Annotated in this window: 18 protein-coding genes, 1 tRNA gene and 2 pseudogenes; 15 read left to right on the top strand and 6 right to left on the bottom strand. The window is 54.9% G+C overall.

Going from position 1 to position 21,425, the window contains the following annotated elements; translation table 11 throughout:
* Nucleotides 1-417: 417 nt before the first annotated feature.
* The 4 genes and pseudogenes from opgB (at nucleotide 418) to UC15_RS20930 (ending at nucleotide 5,621) form a co-directional block, all read left to right on the top strand.
* Complete coding sequence (gene opgB / locus UC15_RS20945) at nucleotides 418-2,730, top strand: phosphatidylglycerol--membrane-oligosaccharide glycerophosphotransferase (protein ID WP_112290668.1); 2,313 nt, start codon at nucleotides 418-420, stop codon at nucleotides 2,728-2,730.
* A gap of 246 nt (nucleotides 2,731-2,976) precedes the next feature.
* Nucleotides 2,977-3,819 (top strand): MetQ/NlpA family ABC transporter substrate-binding protein, encoded by an 843-nt coding sequence (locus UC15_RS20940; RefSeq protein ID WP_112290666.1) that lies wholly within the window; start codon nucleotides 2,977-2,979, stop codon nucleotides 3,817-3,819.
* An 11-nt stretch (nucleotides 3,820-3,830) separates the two neighbouring features.
* Nucleotides 3,831-4,985, top strand: coding sequence for a methionine ABC transporter ATP-binding protein (locus tag UC15_RS20935; RefSeq protein WP_112290664.1), 1,155 nt, complete (start codon nucleotides 3,831-3,833; stop codon nucleotides 4,983-4,985).
* A pseudogene (locus tag UC15_RS20930) lies at nucleotides 4,966-5,621 on the top strand (methionine ABC transporter permease). Before UC15_RS20935 ends, UC15_RS20930 begins: the two are co-directional and overlap by 20 nt.
* Nucleotides 5,622-5,663: 42 nt before the next feature.
* On the opposite strand, the gene UC15_RS20925 reads toward UC15_RS20930, so the two are convergent.
* Nucleotides 5,664-6,977 carry an FAD-binding oxidoreductase gene (locus UC15_RS20925; protein ID WP_112290663.1) on the bottom strand — a complete coding sequence of 438 codons (1,314 nt, stop codon included), beginning with the start codon at nucleotides 6,975-6,977 and terminating at the stop codon, nucleotides 5,664-5,666.
* 346 nt (nucleotides 6,978-7,323) lie between these two features.
* Here UC15_RS20925 and UC15_RS20920 point away from each other — a divergent pair, with 346 nt between their 5' ends.
* The 3 genes from UC15_RS20920 (at nucleotide 7,324) to UC15_RS20910 (ending at nucleotide 8,368) form a co-directional block, all read left to right on the top strand.
* The gene (locus UC15_RS20920) at nucleotides 7,324-7,476 is read left to right on the top strand and encodes a Hok/Gef family protein (RefSeq protein WP_112290661.1); all 153 of its coding nucleotides are present in this window, start codon (nucleotides 7,324-7,326) and stop codon (nucleotides 7,474-7,476) included.
* A 230-nt stretch (nucleotides 7,477-7,706) separates the two neighbouring features.
* The gene (locus tag UC15_RS20915) at nucleotides 7,707-8,066 is read left to right on the top strand and encodes a type II toxin-antitoxin system RelE/ParE family toxin (protein WP_112290660.1); all 360 of its coding nucleotides are present in this window, start codon (nucleotides 7,707-7,709) and stop codon (nucleotides 8,064-8,066) included.
* Entirely contained in the window at nucleotides 8,066-8,368 is a 303-nt protein-coding gene (locus UC15_RS20910) for a helix-turn-helix transcriptional regulator (protein ID WP_112290658.1), read from the top strand. The genes UC15_RS20915 and UC15_RS20910 overlap by 1 nt, the downstream gene beginning before the upstream one ends.
* A gap of 86 nt (nucleotides 8,369-8,454) precedes the next feature.
* On the opposite strand, the gene UC15_RS20905 is transcribed toward UC15_RS20910, so the two are convergent.
* Nucleotides 8,455-8,530, bottom strand: a tRNA-Asn gene (locus tag UC15_RS20905).
* A gap of 395 nt (nucleotides 8,531-8,925) precedes the next feature.
* Here UC15_RS20905 and UC15_RS20900 point away from each other — a divergent pair.
* The 7 genes and pseudogenes from UC15_RS20900 to UC15_RS20870 all read left to right on the top strand — a co-directional run.
* Nucleotides 8,926-9,798, top strand: a complete 873-nt coding sequence (locus UC15_RS20900) for a MurR/RpiR family transcriptional regulator (protein ID WP_112290657.1) — start codon at nucleotides 8,926-8,928, stop codon at nucleotides 9,796-9,798.
* A 28-nt stretch (nucleotides 9,799-9,826) separates the two neighbouring features.
* Nucleotides 9,827-10,408 carry a D-alanyl-D-alanine dipeptidase gene (gene ddpX / locus UC15_RS20895; RefSeq protein ID WP_112290655.1) on the top strand — a complete coding sequence of 194 codons (582 nt, stop codon included), beginning with the start codon at nucleotides 9,827-9,829 and terminating at the stop codon, nucleotides 10,406-10,408.
* A gap of 47 nt (nucleotides 10,409-10,455) precedes the next feature.
* Nucleotides 10,456-12,036 carry an ABC transporter substrate-binding protein gene (locus UC15_RS20890; protein WP_112290654.1) on the top strand — a complete coding sequence of 527 codons (1,581 nt, stop codon included), beginning with the start codon at nucleotides 10,456-10,458 and terminating at the stop codon, nucleotides 12,034-12,036.
* 141 nt (nucleotides 12,037-12,177) lie between these two features.
* Nucleotides 12,178-13,194, top strand: a complete 1,017-nt coding sequence (locus tag UC15_RS20885) for an ABC transporter permease (protein ID WP_112290652.1) — start codon at nucleotides 12,178-12,180, stop codon at nucleotides 13,192-13,194.
* Nucleotides 13,195-13,197: 3 nt separating this feature from the next.
* On the top strand, nucleotides 13,198-14,109 hold the full coding sequence (ddpC, locus tag UC15_RS20880) for a D,D-dipeptide ABC transporter permease (protein ID WP_112290651.1): 912 nt from the start codon (nucleotides 13,198-13,200) through the stop codon (nucleotides 14,107-14,109).
* A 1-nt stretch (nucleotide 14,110) separates the two neighbouring features.
* On the top strand, nucleotides 14,111-15,139 hold the full coding sequence (locus UC15_RS20875) for an ABC transporter ATP-binding protein (protein ID WP_112290649.1): 1,029 nt from the start codon (nucleotides 14,111-14,113) through the stop codon (nucleotides 15,137-15,139).
* A pseudogene (locus tag UC15_RS20870) lies at nucleotides 15,139-16,077 on the top strand (oligopeptide/dipeptide ABC transporter ATP-binding protein); the annotation flags it as partial. The gene UC15_RS20875 and the pseudogene UC15_RS20870, both read left to right, overlap by 1 nt.
* Nucleotides 16,078-16,349: 272 nt before the next feature.
* On the opposite strand, the gene UC15_RS20865 reads toward UC15_RS20870, so the two are convergent.
* The 4 genes from UC15_RS20865 to galB are packed head-to-tail and all read right to left on the bottom strand — an operon-like array spanning nucleotide 16,350 to nucleotide 19,829.
* Nucleotides 16,350-17,234: an NAD(P)-dependent oxidoreductase gene (locus UC15_RS20865; protein WP_112290646.1), complete on the bottom strand. Its 885-nt coding sequence runs from the start codon at nucleotides 17,232-17,234 to the stop codon at nucleotides 16,350-16,352.
* Entirely contained in the window at nucleotides 17,227-18,351 is a 1,125-nt protein-coding gene (locus tag UC15_RS20860; protein ID WP_112290645.1) for a 4-oxalomesaconate tautomerase, read from the bottom strand. The genes UC15_RS20865 and UC15_RS20860 overlap by 8 nt, the downstream gene beginning before the upstream one ends.
* Before the next feature lie 9 nt (nucleotides 18,352-18,360).
* Nucleotides 18,361-19,086: a 4-carboxy-4-hydroxy-2-oxoadipate aldolase/oxaloacetate decarboxylase gene (locus UC15_RS20855; protein ID WP_112290643.1), complete on the bottom strand. Its 726-nt coding sequence runs from the start codon at nucleotides 19,084-19,086 to the stop codon at nucleotides 18,361-18,363.
* A complete protein-coding gene (gene galB, locus UC15_RS20850) occupies nucleotides 19,083-19,829 on the bottom strand; it encodes a 4-oxalmesaconate hydratase (RefSeq protein ID WP_112290682.1) in 747 nt (248 codons plus the stop codon). The genes UC15_RS20855 and galB overlap by 4 nt, the downstream gene beginning before the upstream one ends.
* A gap of 275 nt (nucleotides 19,830-20,104) precedes the next feature.
* Here galB and UC15_RS20845 point away from each other — a divergent pair, with 275 nt between their 5' ends.
* Complete coding sequence (locus UC15_RS20845) at nucleotides 20,105-21,322, top strand: LysR family transcriptional regulator (protein WP_112290642.1); 1,218 nt, start codon at nucleotides 20,105-20,107, stop codon at nucleotides 21,320-21,322.
* Nucleotides 21,323-21,425: the final 103 nt, after the last annotated feature.

The raw sequence follows: 21,425 nt of genomic DNA, 5'->3' as shown, positions 1-21,425 counted from the left end.
TTTTTCATTATCAAAGCCCGCAATACCGTGTATCGCGGGGCTTTCCCGCCAACTATTTTTCGCATTTTCAATCTCCCTCCACATTTCGCTCATACTAATCGGCTATCATGCAATTCTTACCGAAAAGTGACGGCGCCGTTAAATTTCTGAGTTATCATCCGCAGCCGGTCGTCAAAAGTTTGTAAAAAATCAGTTTTTTAGGACAAATCAGTGACCTGACGCAGTGTTAAGGCGTTGACCCTCTCAGGGCAACAGGCTATATAGCGCTATCCGTTTTTGGCATGACATTTTCCTGTCTCAAGGATGAAGTGAATGACAACTCAGTCATTCGCTCGATGAGTTGAACCGTCGGCGCTGCCCGTAAAGCGGCAGAGAAGGGTCGCAGAGTTTATTGTTTTAATCAGACAGGGTGCTGAAATGGCTTCTGAGATAATTTCATTTATTTTATTTCTTTCCTCAATTTTCCTGTACGTCACAAGGGCGTCGGCCAGCCGCGTCTGGTTTTCGCTGGTGCTGTTTTTCCTCGGCCTTTACGTCATCCTGAATGTCATTCTGATTGGCAGTAATTACTTCACGGGTGAAGGCATTACGGATGCGGTGTTATATACCGTCACCAGCAGCCTGAAAGGCGCAGGCCTGAACAAATATATCCTGCCATTCATCGGCTTACTGACCGGACTGATTGCTGTTTTCGCATTACTGGCATGGGGACTCAAACAACGCCGGGCCAAAAACAGCAGCGTTATGTACAGCGTGCTGGCCGTAGTGCTTGCCGTGTTCTCAGTCGGTTCAACTCAGGCATTCCAGAATATCTCCCGCCTGGTGAAAACGCAGATCTCCGGTCATGGCGCCGATTTCGATACTTATTACAAAGTGCCGGAAAAAATCGTTAAAGGCGCAAAAAAACCGAACCTGGTTTATATCTATGGCGAAAGCCTCGAACGGACCTATTTTGACGACAAAGTGTTCCCCGGGCTGACGACTGAATTAAGCCAGCATAAAGCGCAAAGTATTGATTTTACGAATACTAAACAGGTGCCGGGTACCGGTTACACCATCGCCGGCATGGTCGCTTCACAATGTGGCATCCCACTTTTTGCGCCTTTCGATGGCAATGCCTCCAGCGCGCTGGCGACCTTCTATCCCGAAAACGTCTGTATTGGTGATGTGCTGAAAGGCGCGGGATACACTAACTATTTCTATCAGGGCGCAGAACTGGCGTTTGCCGGTAAAGGCACCTTCCTGAAATCTCACGGCTTCGACCATCTTTATGGTTACAACGAATTGCGTCCGACCGTCGCTGACCCGTCTTATAAAAATGACTGGGGCTGGTATGACGATACGTTGCTGGAAGAGGTTTACAAAAAATTCGTGACGCTGAGCAAGGAAGGCAAGCCATTCTCGCTGTTTACGCTGACCGTCGATACCCACCATCCGGACGGCTTTATTTCGCGCGGTTGTACCCGCAATGAATATAAAGTGAACGGTAAGGCTAACCAGTCGCTGAGCGCGGTTTCCTGTAGTCAGGAACTGATTGCGGCCTTTATCGATAAAATTAAAAAATCCGGTTATTACGATAACACCATCATTGTGGTGTCTTCCGATCATCTGGCGATGAACAATACCGCCTATAACATTCTCACCAAACAGAACCGTAAAGACCTGTTCTTCGTGATGGACGGACGTCATCCGGCAGCAGCCGATCAGAATGCGGCGAAACGCAGCACGCTGGATAACGGCGCTACCGTGCTTGATATCATGGGCGGTGATAACTTTATCGGCCTCGGACGCAGCGGCATTTCGGCTACCTCGATGACCGAGCAGTTCCTCAACATTGATGACAAGGTGAATGCCTGGAAACCGGCGGTTATCAAACAGTGGGGCTTCCCGAACAGGATTAAAAATTACGCAGTGAACACCAAAGACAATACCTTCACATTCTCCGGCATGACCATCAAAACGCCGTTTATCCTGAAGGTCACCGGCGACAAAATTGAACCCATGTTTGACGTTTATCTTTCCACGCCGCTGAAAAAACAACTGGCGGGGCTGGCGACGAGTGACAACTTTGTCTGGGTGGATAAATGCTACGAAATGGGGCGCGTCTGGGCACCGGAGTTGTCGCTGAACACCGGTCTGTGCGTGGCCTCAGGTAACCTCGGAGCGAAGCCGTCTATCGTGCAGGTCACCGGTGCTACTTTCAAAGGGAAAGTCGATTTCGCAAAAGACACGTCGGGCAGCAATGCCATTTATCAGCAAACGCTGAAAACCCTGAATATTGATGATGAAGCGACGCGATATCAGTCTCCTGCCATCGCCTTTATGGTGCCGGGTTTACCAGAGCAGGTGAAAGCGATCACCGGTGTTTCGACAGTAGAAAACTGGGGACGCTGGTCGGATGCTAATCTGGCACCTTCGGTGAAAATCGATTACGTCAAACCGCTGCCAACCACATTTAACGTGGTGATCCGCGCACGTGCTTACGGCAATAACATTGATAAACCGGTCTCCGTGCGCGTGGGCGATCAGGAACAGTTTGTCACCTTCGGCGATCAGGACGGCATCGTGAAAGTGCAATTCACTAACCCTGAAGCGGCGCAGAGTATTGTCATCACGCCACCGGCACCGACCGAGCCCACCGAAGGCACCAGCGGCGGCTTCCAGCCACGTAAACTGGGCATCGGGATGGTGTCTCTGGAAGTTAAGCCGGTAGAAGAGCCGCAATCTTAAAACGCGCTTGTGATGCCTTTCTGCTGAACATGAAAACCCGCCTCGGCGGGTTTTTTATTGCCAATGTTCTGTCCTTGCATCTATAGCTTTTTTATCGATTTACTATCCCATTTCAGTTATTCATTTTCAGAATAACTATCGATAAAACAATATTATAAAGAAATAAGCCGATGGGTATACTCGCAAAATTCCTGCACTGAAACACAGCCGTGTGCAGGCCTCTCATCACACTTTTGGGGATACTCTATGCGCAAGACATTTAACAACTCGAAGACCCGTATTAACCGTGCATTTATGCTGGCCGCGACTTCAGCCGCTATTCTTTCCGCCAGCGTTCTGGCGCCGCTGAGCGCAGCACATGCCGCCGACAAAACGACCATTAAAGTCGGCATTATCAGCGGGGAAGATGAAGATGTCTGGCGCGAAGTGGTTAAACAGGCGGCAGCGAAAGGGCTGACCGTCAAACCGGTTATTTTCAATGATTACAATCAGCCGAACGAAGCGCTGCAAAACGGGGAAGTGGATGCCAACGCCTTCCAGCATCAGCCTTTCCTCGACAATCAGATCAAAGTAAATCACTACAATATCGTGCGCGTGGGCGACACCGCCGTGTGGCCAATCGGTTTGTATTCCAAAAAAGTAAAATCAGCCGACGAACTGAAAGAAGGCTCGGTGATTGGTGTGCCGAACGATCCGTCGAACGAAGCGCGCGGCCTGATCCTGCTCCAGCAATCTGGCGTGATTAAGCTCAAACCCGGTGCCGGTATTTTCGCGACAACCGCGGACATCACTGAGAACCCGCGCCACGTGGTCATCAAAGAGCTGGATTCCGGCATTATTGGCCGTTCCGTACCTGATTTGGATGCGGCAATCGTCAACACCGACTGGGCGCTGAAAAGTGGCCTGACGCCTGCGGACCGTATCGCGCAGGAGCCGGTAAAAGGCAACCCTTACAATAACTTCATCGCGGTGAAGACAGAAAATGTTAATGCGCCATGGGTGAAAACGCTGGTCAGTGCTTACCAGAATGATGCCGTCAAACAGGAGTTTGATAAGGTTTATAAAGGCACCGGCGTGACGGCCTGGTAAGGATGTAAAGCATGACGATCCTCTCTGAAACTGGCGTGCAATTCACCGCGACGCCTTCAGATAACCACGATGCCCGCCCGGTGAACGCCGGGCTGTTCACAGACACCGGCAGGGACGTGGCGCACACAGGCACGGAGAATGTCGTCCGTCTGCACCGCGTCAGCCGCCAGTTTGGTACGACGCAGGCGCTGAAAGAGGTTTCGCTGACGGTCAGGCGGGGCGAAATCCTCGGCATTATCGGACGAAGCGGAGCGGGTAAATCGACGCTGATCCGCTGCCTTAACGGCCTCGAGCAGCCTGATGAAGGCGTGATTGAAATCGAAGGGCGTCCGATTACCGGCCTCAGCGAAAAAGCCTTGCAGGCTGTGCGCAGTCGCGTCGGAATGGTATTTCAGCACTTCAATTTGCTCTCAGCCAAAACCGTTGAGCAAAACGTCGCGCTGCCGCTGAAAATTGCCGGATACGATAAGGCACGGCGTCAGGCGCGCGTCGCCGAATTGCTGGCGCTGGTCGGGCTGGAGGACAAAGCTAAAAACTATCCGGCGGCTTTATCCGGCGGGCAGAAACAGCGTGTCGGTATAGCCCGTGCGCTGGCGGCCAATCCGGCGCTTTTGCTCTGCGATGAAGCGACGTCTGCGCTGGATCCTGAAACGACGCGTTCGATTCTGGCACTGCTGCAATCGCTTAATCAGAAACTCGGTATCACCATTTTGCTGATCACGCATGAGATGGAAGTGATCAAAAAAATCGCGCATCGCGTGGCAGTGATTAATGTCGGCGAAATTATCGAGGAAGGGCCGGTGTGGCAGGTGTTTGCGCATCCGCAATCCCCGCTGACCCGAACGTTGTTGCAGGGTTTGCTGCCACAACTGCCGGAAGCGCTGGCCGAACGCTTGTCAGCGGTACGTCAGGGCGAGGCGATTTACAGCGTTCAGTATGCCGAACAGGGCAGGCAGGGCGAAATTCTTACGCAGATGGCGACCGCTTTACCGGGCAAATTTCGCCTGATTCAGGGCGGTGTCGATCATATCCAGCATTACGCCGTCGTGCGTTTCTTCTTCTCAGTGCCGGCGAACGATTCGGCGTCTGAGCAGGTTGTTTTAGACTGGCTGCAACAGCACCAGGCCACTGTGGAGCTGACAGGTTATGTCTCCGGTAATGATTGATTTGCTGATTAACGCCATCGAAGAAACGTTATTGATGACCGCAATTTCCGGGCTGTTTTCACTGATCGCCGGTTTGCCGCTGGGTCTGATTCTGGTGATGAGCAGTCCCGGCGGAATTGCCGAAAATCGCTGGGTTAACCGCTCGCTCGGTCTGGTCATTAACGGATTCCGTTCGCTGCCATTTATCATTTTGCTGGTAGCACTGATCCCGGTTACCCGTTTTCTGGTCGGCACGTCTCTCGGAACCTGGGCGGCGATTGTGCCGTTGTCGATCACGGCAACGCCATATTTCGCCCGTGTGGCAGAAGTTTCGTTGCGGGATGTCGATCGCGGCCTGATTGACGCGTTCGCGCCATGGGAGCCAGCAAATTGCGCATTGTCTGGGATGTGCTGATCCCTGAAGCGTTGCCGGGGATATTGTCCGGATTTGTCGTTACGCTGGTGGCGCTGATTGGTGCTTCGGCGATGGCGGGTGCTATCGGCGCTGGCGGACTGGGCGACCTGGCAATCCGTTACGGCTATCAGCGTTTTGAAACGGTGGTGATGATTGAAGTGATCGTCGTACTGATTGTGATGGTGTGTGGCATTCAGTGGCTGGGAGATCGTGTTGTGGCGCGCGTCGATAAGCGTCATTAACAAAGCCGGTCGTCAGCGTATGGCGACCGGCAGGTTCAGGGTTTACATTTCAGTGCGTGAGCGCCAGCGTTCACGAGCCATAAAGCCTTTCACTCCGGCATCCAGGAACGGGCGCGGCGGCAAATAACTGGCGCGCCCGATGCCCTGCATATCGGCCAGCAGCGGATTATCCTCTCCCAGCGCATACTCTGCCAGCAATCGCCCGAATGCGCTTTGCTTGGAACTACCCGAGCCATTGCAGCCCGCCGACGAATACACGTTCGGCCCAATATTCCCCCAAACCGGCGCGCCGTTGCGCGTAATACTGATCAACCCCGACCAGGTGTAGGCCATATTGACGTCCTGCAACTGCGGATAAATGCGGGCAAATAATTCCTGATGGCGGCGTGCATGACGGCCAGTTTCGACCGCACTGGTCACCAGACCCGGCGTAAAGTTAACGTGTTCGCGGATCAGGAAACGGTGGTCAGCGGTATAACGCAACGTTGCGCCCGCCAGCGCATTCACCGGCGTCGAGCCCCACGGTGCTATATCGCCAATACGTGCGCGTTGTTCCGGCGTGAGCGGTTCGGTCAATGTGGCAAAGGTCGACATGGCAAAAACGTTGCCTTTGAACAAGGGTAACCCGCGTGCCGCACCGTTGATCGCCAGCATCAGTTTACCCGCGCGCACTTCGCCATGCGGCGTTTCTGCGCGGATACTGCCCTGAGTGTCAATCTGCAAGGCCGGCGAGTTAGCGTAAACCGTGACGTTCGGTGGCAACGTTGCTACCAGACCACTGATCAGCGCCGCCGGATTCACCAAAATACAGTTGGGCGTATACACCGCGCTGCGGTAGAAATCTGTTCCCAGACGCTGGCGCAGTGCGGCTCTGTCCAGCAGCTCAAAGCTTTCGCCGAGCGTAGTGAGTTCCTGCTGATAATGCGTGATTTCACCGTCAAACTGCTCGCTGACGGCGCAATGGTATTTCCCCGAATTCAGCCAGTCGCACGCAATGTCATGCTTATCGACGGTCTCTTTCAGATGATGCAGACCGTACTGCAACAGACGCCGGTACGCATTGGCGTGTTCCAGCTCAGCCGATGTGCTGCCGACGGTATGCGGTAAATCAATCACAAAGCCCGAATTGCGCGCCGAGGCGTTATCGGCGACGTCCAGTGCCTCAAGCACCACGACATGCTCATGCGGACGAAGCTCGGCAATGCGACGTGCAAACGCCAGCCCGGCGAAACCGGCGCCGATCACCAGCCAGTCAGCCGTCACTGCGCCACGTAAAGCAGGATGACGGGGTATGTTCCCGCGCAGTGCCGCCCAGCCATTAATATTTTGATCAAGAGGTAAATGTTTAATTTTCATCGTTATGTGAGGTCGTTATCCCAGGTGGTTCGATCCTAAGGGATAGCCGTTTAGATGTCTAATGCGGATTGATGATAAGGATATATTGCAGAAAGCGCAGGGGGGGATTTCGATGAAAATTAGGACAGAGTGCAGCCAGGTTGACGGGATTTTGTACAGCGGGAGCTGCTAGAATGCGTGCGGGTGCTTGAGGCTTATTTGCCTTGAGCAGAAAGACATAATAGTTGTTCAAGGCGTAATAAGACGAAAGCCCCGAGGAGATTTTTAAATCAACCCGAGGCTATCACTACTTGTCTAAGCAACAGCAGGATAGCCTCTTAAAAGCAGAAATGCAACGGAGGGCAAGATGTCGCGAAAGCTTGTGTTACACGGACTCATCGTGGTTTGTTTCACATTGCTGGCCTGGACCTGGATGGTGCGTGATTCGCTCTGCGAGTTACATATCAAACAGGGTATGACAGAGATTGCGGCAGTCTTAAGCTACGAAATTAAGAGCTAACCGTAAGGTGGGGTTCGCCCCACCTTTTTGGTTGTTGACGAAGCATGTTGGCCTCAGGCACCCATTCTTATTATCTGCTCCGTCCGAATTTTGTCTTCATCGCCCGAATTTCTGGAAGACGTCTTCCGTATTTATACCTTCCGCCTTGTGACGATACCCTCCGGGCAGTACCTTTCGATTATAGTATTTGACCTATATAGCTTTTAACCTATAATCAACAAGGAGTCGCTGTGTGGATAATTAATACGACAGAAAGATTTGATGGCTGGTTTGATGGTCTCGATGATGTTGAGCAGGCGAGTGTACTGGCTTTGGCGATCGTCTTAAAAGACAAAGGCCCTGCATTATCAAGGCCTTACGCGGATACAGTGAATAACTCCTGTCATCGTAATATGAAAGAACTGCGTATACAGAGTAAAGGCGAACCCATCCGGGCGTTTTTTGCTTTTGACCCTTTACGCAGAGGTATATTGCTTTGCGCTGGGCACAAAGCCGGAAATGAAAAACGATTTTATGATGTCATGATACCGGTTGCCGATAATGAATTTTCCCGGCACCTGAATACGATAATAGAAAAGGAATTACCTTAATGAGCAGAACCCTTGAACAGTTACTGGCATCGGTAAAACCTGAGGTCGCCGCGCAGGCACAGGCAATGGCCGCCGATATTTTGATTACTATTGAGCTGGCTGAACTGCGTGAAAGAATGAATAAAACTCAATGTGAGATGGCTGAAAAGTTGGGCATTAAACAGCCGACGGTTGCGGGTATAGAAAAGCCGGGCCGTGACCTGAAATTATCGACGTTGAAGCGGTATGTAGAAGCGGCCGGTGGCAAGCTACGTTTGGAAATCGATCTGCCGGACGGCAGCCATTTCGGATTTGCTATGTAAGGGCGGGGTATTACGCTAACCGTTCCGGTCATGCAATCAGAAAGCAAAAAGCCCGCTTAAGTTTCCTTAAGCGGGCTTTTCTAATTTGGCTCCTCTGACTGGACTCGAACCAGTGACATACGGATTAACAGTCCGCCGTTCTACCGACTGAACTACAGAGGAATCGTTTGAACGGGGCGAATAATAGCGACTGCTCCGAAGCATGTCAAAGGGTTAACGCAAAAAGTTGCCCAACTGCTGCCTTAATATTCAACTTGTTGAGTATTAAGGCAAAGTGATTAAAACCTCTGCCAGTTATTCTCCTCTTCGCGCCATTTCACTGACGGATTGCACTAAAAGCAAACACAAGTTGCCTGATTGTTGTGCAGCCGTTATCGACAAGTTTGATTCTGGCCGAACTTCTGCACGTTTTTTGCCAGATACCCGCCATAAAAACGTCATAAATCCAGATCTGCTGCACAAATTTCACTCATTTTTGGGAACTGGCACACCCCGTGCATTGTTATTTTGCTAACAGCAGCTAGTTTTTTGACAATAAAGCAACAAAGGATTAACCGATGCAGCCAGCGCAGGATGTGATCGAGCAACTCGAAGCTTCGTTCGCCGTGCAGACACCAACGGGTAAACGCATTGCCAGTTATTTGCTGGCCAATCTGTCGCAGATCCCTTTTGAAACTGCGGACAGCATTGCTCGCAGTGCGGCGACCAGCGGGATTTCTGTCGGGCGCTATCTGCGCAGCCTCGGTTATCGCAATCTGGATCATTTCAAGCAAACGTTGCGTCTGCAAAGCGGCACCTCTTATCAGCCGTGGGTGGTCACCGATCGTCTTGGCGCGTATCGCGAACGCAGTAAACAGCCGCAACAGGAAAAGCTGGAACAGTCACTGGCGCTCGAGCTGGAAGCCATTAATCACGTGTACCAGCTGGCGCAGACGGACAGTTTTGCCCTGGTCAGCCGCCGTCTGGCCGATGCGGAGGCAGTGTTTATTCTCGGCATTCAGTCGGTGCGGGGTATCGCGAATAACTTTTCCAGCTATCTCGAGTATTTACGGCCCAAAGTGTATTTCGCTGACGGACTTTCCGGCACCTACGTCGAATCCCTGAATTCAGAATTTGCACAGCCGTATCTGGTGGTGACCGACACCCGCGCGTATTCGAAGATGGCGCAAACCTATTGCGAAGCGGCCTGCGAACGCGGGCTGAACGTCGCACTGATCACCGACATTTATTGTCCGTGGGCGCGCGATTATCCGGTGGATTTGTTGCAGGTGAAAACTGACACCGGCCAGTTCTGGGATTCGATGGCGCCGCTAAGCTGCCTGTTCAATCTGCTGTGTTCCGCGGTGCTCGAACTGCGCGGCAATGAGGTGGAACAGCGTCTGGCCAGCAACCGGATCCTGCAAAAACAGCTTGGACAATTTGAATCCTGAACTTCTAACCCAGCGGAAAGATTTATTGATGAATACGAAAACACCTGATGTTGCCCTGGTCGATCTGGCTGAAATTCTGCCCGATGCAGTGATCGACCTGAAATATGCCACCGCCGATAACCTGACTGGTCAGCCGATTTATCGCGAATCCCGCTGCCTGTTACATCCCGATGCGGCCGCCGCGCTGAGGCGTTGTAACGACGTAGCGAAGCTGGCCGGATTCACGTTGAAAATCTATGACGCTTACCGGCCACAGGCGGCGCAGGCCTGTTTGTGGGCGGCGTTTCCCAATCCGGATTACGTCGTTGATATCAAACTCGGTTCGCACCACAGCCGCGGTGTGGCGGTGGATCTGACCTTGCTGGATGAGCAGGGTGACGTGGTGGATATGGGCGCGGGCTTTGATGAAATGACCGAAGTTTCGCATCCGTTTTATCCCGATTTACCGCCACAAATCCAGCGTAACCGCTTGTTGCTCAATGCCGTGATGGCAGCGGGTGGCTTTAAGGGGATCACCAGCGAGTGGTGGCACTTTGAATTACCGGATGCCAAAACGTATCCGTTGTTGGAAGAGCGGTTCGGCTGTTATCCGCCGGTGAATGCCGCGTAATTATTGCACGTCTCTTATCACTTTTTGACAGAGCCAGGAGTTCTCCGATGAGCAACACAGCAATCAACACGTTCCGCAAAAATACGAAAACCCAGGTCGCCGGTGCCATTTTTCTCGCCTTGTCAGGCTTAAGCTTTGCCGCGCAGGCTGCCGTGCCAAAAGACATGCTGGTGATTGGTAAAGCGGCGGATCCGCAAACGCTGGATCCTGCGGTGACTATCGACAACAACGACTGGACGGTCACGTATCCGGCGTATCAGCGTCTGGTGCAGTACAAAACCGAAGACGGCAAAGGCTCGACGCAGGTGGAAGGGGATCTGGCGGCGAGCTGGACGGCGTCACCGGACCAACTGGTCTGGACGTTCAAACTCAAACCGGGCGCTAAATTTGATGACGGTTCCGACGTCAATGCCGACGCGGTGAAATGGTCGTTTGGGCGTCTGATGAAGATCGGTCAGGGGCCGTCGGAAGCTTTCCCGAAAGACATGACGGTCGCGGTGGTCGATCCGATGACGGTGACCTTTACGCTGAAAACGCCGTTCGCGCCATTCCTCTACACGCTGGCAAATGACGGCGCTGGCATCGTGAATCCGGCAATTGCCAAAGCCAATCCTGCTGATGAAGGCAAGGCGTGGCTGGCGGGTCATACTGCCGGTTCCGGCCCTTATAAACTCGATCGCTGGCAGAAAGGTCAGCAACTGGTGCTGGTGCCGAATCCGCATTACAACGGCACGAAACCGGCGTTTAAACGTGTGACCGTGAAAATTATCGGTGAAAGTGCTACCCGCCGCCTGCAACTGTCGCGCGGGGATCTGGACATTGCCGATTCCCTGCCGATGGATCAGCTGGCTGCGCTGAAGAAAGAAGACAAAGTCGCGGTTGAAGAATTCCCTTCATTGCGCGTGACCTATTTGTATCTAAATAACGCCAAAGCGCCGCTGAATCAGGTGGATTTACGTCGCGCGATTTCTTCTGCCGTGGATTATCAGGGCATGGTGAAAGGCATTCTCGGCGGTAATGCTAAGCAAATGCGCGGGCCAATCCCTGAGGGGATGTGGGGTTTCGACCCGGCGGCGAAGCAATACACTTTAGATCTCACGCAGGCTAAAACTGACCTTGAGAAAGTCAAAGACAAGCCACAAACGCTGGACTTCCTGTATTCCGACAACGATCCGAACTGGGAATCCATCGCGCTTGCCGTGCAGGCCAGCCTTGGTCAGGCCGGTATCAACGTGAAGCTGGAAAAACTGGCTAACGCCACCATGCGCGACCGTATCGGGCAGGGCGATTACGATATTTCGATTGGTAACTGGAGCCCGGATTTCGCCGACCCGTACATGTTTATGAACTACTGGTTTGAGTCCGACAAAAAAGGCCTGCCGGGTAACCGTTCCTTCTACTCCAACCCTGATGTGGATGCATTGCTGAAAAAGGCCGTTTCAGTCACGGATCAGAAACAGCGCACTGACTACTACCAGCAGGCGCAGAAAATCGTCATTGATGAAGCGGCATACGTTTACCTGTTCCAGAAAAACTATCAGGTGGCGATGAACAAAGACGTTAAAGGCTTTGTTTTTAACCCGATGCTGGAGCAGGTTTTTAACGTTTCACAAATGAGTAAAAAATAAATCCCCGTCATACTTCGAACTGCAGATGCGTTGGCTGCACTCATTCGCCCCGGTCACAGGGTATATCCATGCTCCCGGGGACTTGTGAGCTTGCCGCCTTCCTGCAGCCCGGATTATTTAGGGGATTGGCTGGGGGGTAGGATGACTTTTTGGACTCTGATTCGACAAAGATGCTGGGGTTTGATTTTGGTGATGGCGGGCGTTTGCGTAATCACTTTTATCATCTCGCATATGATCCCGGGTGACCCGGCGCGCCTGCTGGCGGGCGATCGTGCCAGTAATGAAATGGTCGAACATATCCGTGAGCAACTGGGGCTGAATCAACCACTGTACGTGCAGTTTTTCCGCTACGTCAGTGATTTGCTGCACGGCGATTTAGGCACGTCGATCCGTACCGGCCGTCCGGTGCTGGAAGACCTGAAAGCGTTCTTCCCGGCGACGCTTGAACTGGCGGTCAGTGCGCTGTTTCTGGCGATTGTGCTCGGCATTCCGCTTGGCGTGCTGTCTGCGGTGTATCGCAATAAATTCCCGGATCATCTGGTGCGTTTGCTTTCCGTGCTGGGGATATCCACGCCTGCTTTCTGGCTGGGGCTGGGCGTTATCATCCTGTTCTACGGTCATCTGAACCTGCTGCCGGGCGGCGGGAGGCTGGATGACTGGATGGATCCGCCGGCCAATATCACCGGTTTTTATGTCCTCGATTCCCTGCTGACTGGTAACTGGGACGCCTTCTGGAACAGTCTGCAACATCTGGCGATGCCTGCGCTGACGCTGGCGTTTGTCCACATGGGTATCGTGGCGCGGCAAATTCGCTCGGCGATGCTTGAGCAACTGAGCGAAGACTACATCCGCACGGCGTGCGCTAACGGGCTTTCCCGCTGGCGGGTGATCCTGAGCCACGCCTTGCCGAATGCGCTGATCCCGTCGGTCACCGTGCTCGGGCTGGCGATGGGTGATTTACTCTACGGCGCGGTGCTGACCGAAACCGTTTTTGCCTGGCCGGGCATGGGCGCGTACGTGGTGAACTCGATTCAGGCGCTGGATTTCCCGGCGGTGATGGGCTTTGCGGTGGTGGTGTCGTTCGCATACGTCATCGTCAATTTATGTGTGGATTTACTGTATGTGTGGATCGATCCGCGCATTGGCCGTGAGGGGTGAGGCATGTCAGTGATTGAACCGGGCGTCAATAACCACCGGGCCGAGATTGTGGCACCGGACATCAAACCGCGTTTCGCCAACTGGCGGCGCACATTCCATTTACTGAGCCGCAGTCCGCTGACCATGCTTGGGCTGGCGATCATGCTGATCGTGTTGTTTATCATGATTTTTTCGCCGTGGCTGGTGCCGCATGACCCGAATGCCATCAGCCTCACCGACCGGTTGCAGGCGCCCTCCGCGCTGCACTGGTTTGGTACTGATGAAGTCGGAAGGGATCTGTTCAGCCGCGTTCTTATTGGCAGCCAGCAGTCAGTAGCCGCAGGGCTGGCAGTGGTCATTATCGCGGGCACGACTGGCTCGCTGCTCGGTTGTTTCTCCGGCGTGGTCGGCGGCGTGGTGGACGCGCTGATCATGCGCTGCATGGACATCATGCTGTCGGTACCGTCCCTGGTCTTAACGATGGCACTGGCCGCTGCACTCGGGCCGAGTTTATTTAACGCCATGCTGGCAATCGCCGTGGTGCGTATTCCTTTTTATGTGCGGCTGGCGCGCGGGCAGACGCTGATGTTACGGCATCAGGCGTATATGCAGGCCACGCGGACGTTCGGCGCATCGCGCTGGCATCTGATTACCTGGCACGTTTTACGAAACGTCATGCCGCCTTTAGTGGTGCAGGCTTCTCTGGATATCGGCACCTCGATTCTGATGGCCGCGACGCTCGGCTTCATCGGCCTTGGCGCGCAACAACCGACCGCAGAATGGGGCGCGATGGTGTCTAATGGCCGCAATTATATTCTCGACCAGTGGTGGTATTCAGCGTTTCCGGGCGTGGCGATCCTGATCACGGCCACCGGTTTTAACCTGTTCGGCGATGGTCTGCGCGACCTGCTGGATCCGAAAAGCAGAGGGCGCTGAAATGACTGAACAAACCCAGGCGCCGGTACTGAAAATCGACAATCTGCAACTGGTCTTTCCGGTGTACGGCGGCGAAGTCAGCGCACTGAATCAGGTGTCCCTGTCTGTGAACGCCGGTGAAATCGTCGGCGTGGTGGGCGAATCCGGCTCAGGCAAATCGGTCACGGCGATGATGGCGATGCGCCTGCTGCCACCCGATGGCTTCACTGTCACGGGCGGCGCGTTACACATGCTCGGCACCGACGTGGTTCACGCCAGTGAAGAACAGATGCGCACCTTACGCGGCGCTCGCGTGGCGATGATTTTTCAGGAGCCAATGAATGCGCTGAATCCGACACGCAAAATTGGCCGTCAGATGTGCGAAGTCATTTGTCTGCATCAGAAGCTCAGCAAGGCGCAGGCGTGGCAAAAAGCCATCGGGCTGCTTGATGACATGCAGATTGCCGATGCAGAACAGGTGATGTCGCGCTATCCGTTCGAGCTTTCCGGCGGGATGCGCCAGCGGGTATTAATCGCAATGGCTTTTTCCTGCGAGCCGGAACTGATTATTGCTGACGAACCGACGACCGCACTGGACGTTACCGTGCAGCGTCAGGTATTACGCTTGCTTCAGCGTAAAGCCCGCGCCAGCGGCACCGCCGTGTTATTCATCACCCATGATATGGCGGTGGTGTCGCAGCTTTGCGACCGTGTTTATGTGATGTACGCCGGGCATGTGATCGAAAGCGGCAACACGGCTGACGTGATCGACACGCCGTCGCATCCGTATTCCATCGGCTTATTGCAGGCCGCTCCGGAGAATGGTGAGCCACGTAGCCTGCTGAAAGCCATTCCCGGCACGGTGCCGAATCTGGCAAAACTGCCGCAAGGCTGTGCATTTCGCGGGCGCTGCAATCACGCCGACGAGCGTTGTCTGATCACCCCTGTGTTGTCACCGCTGACTCAGTTTCCGCTACAGTCCGTCGCCTGCTGGCATCCGCAGCGTCATGCTGCTGAAATCCACATTCAAGACATTGAGGAGCATTCCTGATGATTGCTGGAGCATTGGTCGAGTTGCAGGATGTGCGCGTGCGGTTCCCGGCCAGTTATAACTGGCGCGGTAAACCTACCGGTTATGTCCATGCGCTGAACGGGCTTGATCTCAATATTATCCGCGGCGAGACGTTAGGGATTGTTGGTGAATCCGGTTGTGGGAAAAGCACGCTGGCACAATTGCTGATGGGATTACAAAAACCGAGCAGCGGAGAAATCCATCGTGCCCGCCATGATAATTCCTGGTTTGGTTCCGGTATGCAGATGGTATTTCAGGACCCACAATCGTCGCTTGATCCGCGCCTGCCGGTCTGGCGAATCATCACTGAGCCGGTATATGTGCAGAAACACAACAGCAGCCGCGAACGCCGGGAACTGGCCGCCACATTGGCGGAACAGGTGGGTATTCGCAAAGAATACCTCGACCGTCTTCCACATGAATTTTCCGGCGGCCAGCGTCAGCGTATTTCCATTGCCCGCGCACTGTCTTCCGAACCAGACATCATCGTGCTGGATGAACCGACGTCAGCGCTGGATATTTCAGTGCAGGCGCAAATTCTCAATCTGCTGGTTGAACTGCAACGCCTGCGTAATCTGACCTACGTGCTGATTTCCCATAACGTGTCCGTTGTGCGCCACATGAGTGACCGCGTGGCGGTGATGTATCTGGGGCAAATAGTTGAACTGGGTGCGGCGGAAAAAGTGCTGTCCGAGCCGCAGCATCCGTATACCCGGTTGCTGCTCGATTCCGTTCCCCGTGCCGGACGGGCACTGGATGAGGGGATCGTTGATAAAAAGGGCGAGCTTCCCAGTAACCGTAATCTGCCGATGGGCTGTTATTTTCGCGAACGCTGTCCGCTGGCCGGTGACGGCTGTCAGATGCCGCAGGAGCTTGTCTGCGGGGCAGGTGGGGTGGTAGCGAGGTGTCATCGGGTTATGCCGGAGCGGGGGGAGTTTTTAGCTCCTCCCCTTCGCCCGGAACGGATCGAACGGTATCCGGCTTTGGTTTTAGCTCCTCCCCCTGCGAAGGGGGAGGCGGGGAGGGGGTATGAAAGGCGAAACGATTATTGAAGTATCCGCCAGGTAACAACGTGCCAAAGCAAACTTCAACGTTATGACTTTTTCTGTAATACCCCACCCCGGCCCTCCCCTTCGCAGGGGAGGGAGTTGACCGGTTTTCTCCTCCGATCAGGTGAGAGAGGGGCAACTTATTTTCGTAAAAGATCTACTGTCCTCCCCCAGTCAAACGGCTCCAGATCCGTATACCTGATCCCCTTCGCCGCCAGCGCATCCACCAGCCCCTGCTGGGCGATCACCGTACCGGAGCTCATATTCGGTGCGACGCCGACATCTTCGAGCGTTTTCACCACTTCACGCATTTCCTCGGCGCGGCGTTTGCCATGTTCCGCAATCCGGCTGATGAGATAGTGCGGAAACTGCGCGTTCCAGCCGAGTGAGGGGAAACTGGCATGCAGCGAAGCCAGCACTTCTTGTTCGACACCGTACTGGCGTGCGGCACTCAGGCATTCGGCGGTCAGCGCCTCCAGACCTTTGATCATCACGCTGCGGCACATTTTGATCGCCGAGGCTTCTCCAACGGTGTTGCTGTGAACGTTGCTGTTAAATCCGTGTTCATTCAGCCATTCGCTGATGGCGTAAACATGCGTACCGCCAAGCAGCAGCGGGGTTTTCAGGCGTGCGGGCGGATAGGGCGCCATCACCGCGACGTCGATATAATTGCCGCCTGCCTGTTCAATTAACGCCATCGCTTCGCGTTTGGTGTGGGGTGAAACGGAATTCAGATCGAGAAAGAACTGTCCGGGGGCGAGGTGCCGGGCGACGGCATCGGCCACTTTCAGCGATTCAGCGGCGGTCACGGCTGAGAATATGATCTGACTGTTTTTCACGGCGTCTTCGACAGACAGCGCAAAGTTCACTCCCGCATCACGGACGCGCTGACGGATAACCGGGGAATCGGTCTGCTTATCAAATGCTGCAACGTCCAGCGCCGGATGTTGCTTTTTCAGATCCGTTGCCAGAATGGTGCCGACTTCGCCGAGGCCAATTAAGGTAATGCGGGTCACGTTATTCATGATGGGATTCCTGATGATTGTCCTGATTGCCGTCCCAGATGCTGGCGGGGATCGCGACGCGGCCTTCAAAAATCAGGCGGGCGGTGCGTAACAGTGCGCAGCCTTTCAGGCGATCTGCACCGGTTTTTGTCGGATCAAGTTGTAATTCCACGCTGAATTCGCCGGTCGGATGTTCCACGCTGATTAACGGCGTGTTGCCCGTTGGCGCATGTGCCAGCCCTTCGGTGATGCTGCCGGGGATCAGGCAGGCGCTGGCGACGCTGACCGCGCCGAGCACGCCAATCGATGCGTGACAGCGGTGTGGGATAAACGTCCTGCTGGAGATAGCGCCACCGTTTCGCGGCTCGGCAATCAGGGTCATTTTCGGCACGGTACGCTGCGAGACATCGCCGAGATTCATTTTCGGGCCCGCCTGTAAACGGATCGACTCGAGGCGTTTTTTCAGTTCTGTATCCGCATCCAGCTGTTCGCGGGTCTCATAACCACTGCGCCCGAAATCCGCAGCACGCAGCAGAATCACCGGCATGCCGTTGTCGATACAGGTGACGTCAATACCGTCGAACGTGTCGCGGGCGTTGCCCGTCGGCAGCAGTGCGCCGCAACTGGAACCGGCGATATCGGCAAATTCCACGCTGATTTTGGCCGCAGTGCCGGGTACGCCGTCAATGCGCAAATCGCCCTGATAGCAAACCTGACCGTCTTCAACGGGCACATGAGCGGTCGCAATCTGGCCGGTGTTTTCCATGAAGATCCGCACCGGTGTCATCCCTTCGCTCGCGCTGACCAGCTGGCGTTCGAGGACGAACGGGCCGACGGCGGCCAGAATATTGCCGCAGTTTTGCCCGTAATCCACCACCGCTTTATCGACATTCACCTGCGCAAAAAGGTAATCGACGTCGGCATCAGGGCGCGCAGAGGGGCGGACAATCGCCACTTTGCTGGTCAGCGGATCGGCGCCGCCGAGGCCGTCAATCTGGCGAGGATCGGGTGAGCCCATCACCGCCAGCAGCACGTTATCGCGTAAGGTCTGGTCTGCCGGCAAATCATCCGCCAGAAAGAATGCGCCTTTGGACGTGCCGCCGCGCATCAGCAGGCAGGGAATTCGGGTCTGCGGCATATCGGCTCCTCAGCGCTTTTCGGCTTGCTCTAATTCTTCGGTGGAATCGAAATACTTCAGGCCTTTTTCAGCCAGTCGCGGACGCATATTGTAGATATCCAGCCCGAGTTCGCCGTCTGCCATTCTTGCGCGTTTACTTTCTTCCAGCGTTTCACGTTCACGGCTGGCCTGCGCCACTTGCGCGACCTCTTCGCGGCGGACGACCACCACACCGTCATCATCGGCCACGATGGCATCGCCCGGATACACCAGTTGTCCGGCGCAAACCACCGGCACGTTCACGGAGCCGAGCGTTTCCTTGATGGTGCCCTGCGCATGAACTGCACGCGACCAGACGCGGAATCCCATATCGCGCAAAGTTTTGGTATCACGCACGCCGAGATCGGCAACCAGTCCGACCACGCCGCGTGCTTTCAGCGACGTTGCCAGTAAATCGCCGAAGAAGCCGTCGGAACAGGGGGAAGTTGGCGCCACAACCAGAATATCGCCCGGCTGACATTGTTCGACGGCGACGTGGAACATCCAGTTATCGCCCGGTGCGGTCAGCACAGTGACCGCGCTGCCTGAAATCGCACAATCCTGTTGAATCGGACGAATGCCTGCCTCCAGCAACCCCTTGCGCCCCTGCGCTTCATGTACGGTGGCGACGCCAAAGGCTGCGAGAGCAGTCACGTCCGCTTTATTTGCCCGTGGAATATGGCGAACCACGACGCCTTTTTTGCCGACCAGACTCATGCTAAATCCTCCGTTACGCGCGGGAAGATGCTCTGATAGCCTTCGCCGTAAACGATGTTTTTGGCGCTGGTGATCCCGACATTTCGTTTGGCCTGCACGCCGCGCTGCTGGGCGACGCGGGTATAGTACTCCCACAAATGTTCCTGACCGGCCATGCACTGAATGGCCTGATATTTCTTGTCCCAGACGTCGGTGATATCGAGCAGAACATCGGGTTTCCAGTCGCACTGTTCCGGCTGATGTGGTTCAAAACAGTAAACCGGCGGCGCGCCGACGATGGTTTCACACGGTTTATAGCCTTCGGCCTGCGCGATAATCCGCGCTTCCTGCGCCAGATGTGTCGCCATCGGATGATCGTAGTTGTACGGATCTTTCAGCGAATGGGTCAGCACGAAATGCGGCTGCACGCGGCGGTAAACATCGGCCAGGCGGAACAGCGATTCTTTATCGGCGCGCAGCGGGTAATCGCCCATATCAAAAAACTCAACGGTGGCACCGAGAATTTCAGCGGCCGCCATGGCTTCTTCGCGACGCGACGCTTTCACGATGTCTTCCGTCATGTTGCCTTTACGCCACAGTTTGGCGGATTCACCGCGCTCGCCGAAAGACAGACAAACGATGTGGACGGCATAACCGGCCTGGGTATGTTTGGCGATGGCACCGCCCGCACGCCAGACGAAATCGGCGGAGTGGGCGCTGACGACTAATGCACTTTTAGAATCATCTTTTTTTGGCTGAGTCATGAGGGTGTCCTTGGTTTTATTGTTCTCAAAATGTCTGAGTACCATGCTGTCAGCCTGCGCACGTGACGGGTAATTCATTTGAGCGCAGGAGGTATGCATTTTATTTATATAACCGTCATACTTCACATTGCGGATGCGTTGGCTGCGCTCAATCTCCCGAATCACTTACTTATGTAAGCTCATCGGGTGCTCTCGCTTGCCGCCTTCCCGTAACGTGAATTATTTAGGTTATAGTGCTGAGGGATGTCACTGAAAGAAACTGACAGGAGAAGGGGATGGCAGAGTCTGAGATGCTGAGTAACCTGATGCAAATCCGGGCATTTTGTCAGGTTGTCGATCAGGGAAGCGTATCCCGTGCGGCCGATGAACTTTACCGCACGCAGTCGGCGGTCACGCGGGCGATCCGCGATCTGGAACAGGCGCTCGACGTCCCGCTGTTTGAGCGTCATGCCAACGGGATGTTGCTGACCGATTTCGGTAAATGCGTGCTGCCACGTGCGCGGAGGGCGATTGGCGAGCTGCATCAGATCCCCTCGCAGCTGGCGAAATTACAGGGCAAAAGCGGGCAAAGGCGCGGTGATACCGAACCGCTGTATCTGTTCAACGTCCGGCGTTTACAAATTTTTATCTCGCTGTGCAAGACGCGGCATATGCAGACGGTCGCGACGTTGCTCGGCCTCAGCCAGCCCGCGGTCAGTGCCGCCCTGAAAGTGCTGGAAAACGGCGCCGGTCTGGCGCTGCTCGAACGCACGCCGCACGGCATGATGCCGTCGCTGGCCGGGCAGGAGATCGTGCCTAACCTGCGCCGCGCGCTCAACGAACTGCGGCACATTCCCGCTGATATTGCCGCCCGCCGTGGCGTGCTGGAAGGCACAGTGCAGGTCGGCGCGTTGCCACTCGGGCGCACGCGGTTACTGCCGCAGGCGATTATCGGTCTCACGCAACGCTACAGTGGCGTAAAAGTGGTGACCAACGAAAGTGCGTTCAGCGCACTGGCATCGGAACTGCGTTCCGGCGAAGTGGATTTTATTTTTGGCGCGCTGCGTTCCAGTGATTACGCGGCGGATATGACAACTGAAACGCTGTTTACCGAAAGCATGGTAATACTGGCGAGAAAAGGGCATCCGTTGCTGAGCGGCGCAGTGACGAAGGCGCAGTTGCGCGAGGCCCGCTGGGTATTGCCCCGCGCCGAAACGCCCGCCCGACGGTTGCTGGACAACAGTTTTGCCGCAATGAACATGCCGCCACCCGATCCGGTGGTTGAAAGCGGTGATCTGGGAATTGTACGCGGGCTGTTGCTGGGTTCTGACATGCTGGCAGCGGTATCAGCCCGCCAGCTGGAGCACGAGCTTGAGTCCGGTGAACTGGTCAAACTGCCGCTGGATCTGGCCGATACGCACCGCGCTATCGGCCTGACATTCCGCGCCGGGAGTTTGCTGTCACCGGCGGCACAAGCACTGGTGGCAGAGATCCGGAAGGTTTGTGCTCAGTAATTCACTACGACGGATTTTGCCTTTACTCCTCTTCTTCACCGGGAGGGAGTCGATTGAGCCACGCTTTGGGCTTTTGCTTTAGCTCCTCCCCCTGCGAAGGGGG

It is taken from the genome of Rahnella sp. AN3-3W3, assembly GCF_003263545.1.
Taxonomy (GTDB): domain Bacteria; phylum Pseudomonadota; class Gammaproteobacteria; order Enterobacterales; family Enterobacteriaceae; genus Rahnella; species Rahnella variigena.
Note: the sequence above shows the minus strand (reverse complement) of the source record. Positions and strands in the feature narration are given on the sequence as shown.

What these genes read in the sequence shown, in the direction of transcription:
- UC15_RS20845 (WP_112290642.1), top strand. Translation starts at nt 20,105, where the DNA reads ATGGCAGAGTCTGAGATGCTGAGTAACCTGATGCAAATCCGGGCATTT.
- UC15_RS20865 (WP_112290646.1), bottom strand. Translation starts at nt 17,234, where the DNA reads ATGAATAACGTGACCCGCATTACCTTAATTGGCCTCGGCGAAGTCGGC.
- UC15_RS20935 (WP_112290664.1), top strand. Translation starts at nt 3,831, where the DNA reads ATGACGATCCTCTCTGAAACTGGCGTGCAATTCACCGCGACGCCTTCA.
- UC15_RS20860 (WP_112290645.1), bottom strand. Translation starts at nt 18,351, where the DNA reads ATGCCGCAGACCCGAATTCCCTGCCTGCTGATGCGCGGCGGCACGTCC.
- UC15_RS20855 (WP_112290643.1), bottom strand. Translation starts at nt 19,086, where the DNA reads ATGAGTCTGGTCGGCAAAAAAGGCGTCGTGGTTCGCCATATTCCACGG.
- ddpC (WP_112290651.1), top strand. Translation starts at nt 13,198, where the DNA reads ATGTCAGTGATTGAACCGGGCGTCAATAACCACCGGGCCGAGATTGTG.
- UC15_RS20890 (WP_112290654.1), top strand. Translation starts at nt 10,456, where the DNA reads ATGAGCAACACAGCAATCAACACGTTCCGCAAAAATACGAAAACCCAG.
- UC15_RS20925 (WP_112290663.1), bottom strand. Translation starts at nt 6,977, where the DNA reads ATGAAAATTAAACATTTACCTCTTGATCAAAATATTAATGGCTGGGCG.
- UC15_RS20900 (WP_112290657.1), top strand. Translation starts at nt 8,926, where the DNA reads ATGCAGCCAGCGCAGGATGTGATCGAGCAACTCGAAGCTTCGTTCGCC.
- galB (WP_112290682.1), bottom strand. Translation starts at nt 19,829, where the DNA reads ATGACTCAGCCAAAAAAAGATGATTCTAAAAGTGCATTAGTCGTCAGC.
- UC15_RS20920 (WP_112290661.1), top strand. Translation starts at nt 7,324, where the DNA reads ATGTCGCGAAAGCTTGTGTTACACGGACTCATCGTGGTTTGTTTCACA.
- UC15_RS20940 (WP_112290666.1), top strand. Translation starts at nt 2,977, where the DNA reads ATGCGCAAGACATTTAACAACTCGAAGACCCGTATTAACCGTGCATTT.
- UC15_RS20885 (WP_112290652.1), top strand. Translation starts at nt 12,178, where the DNA reads ATGACTTTTTGGACTCTGATTCGACAAAGATGCTGGGGTTTGATTTTG.
- opgB (WP_112290668.1), top strand. Translation starts at nt 418, where the DNA reads ATGGCTTCTGAGATAATTTCATTTATTTTATTTCTTTCCTCAATTTTC.
- UC15_RS20875 (WP_112290649.1), top strand. Translation starts at nt 14,111, where the DNA reads ATGACTGAACAAACCCAGGCGCCGGTACTGAAAATCGACAATCTGCAA.
- UC15_RS20910 (WP_112290658.1), top strand. Translation starts at nt 8,066, where the DNA reads ATGAGCAGAACCCTTGAACAGTTACTGGCATCGGTAAAACCTGAGGTC.
- ddpX (WP_112290655.1), top strand. Translation starts at nt 9,827, where the DNA reads ATGAATACGAAAACACCTGATGTTGCCCTGGTCGATCTGGCTGAAATT.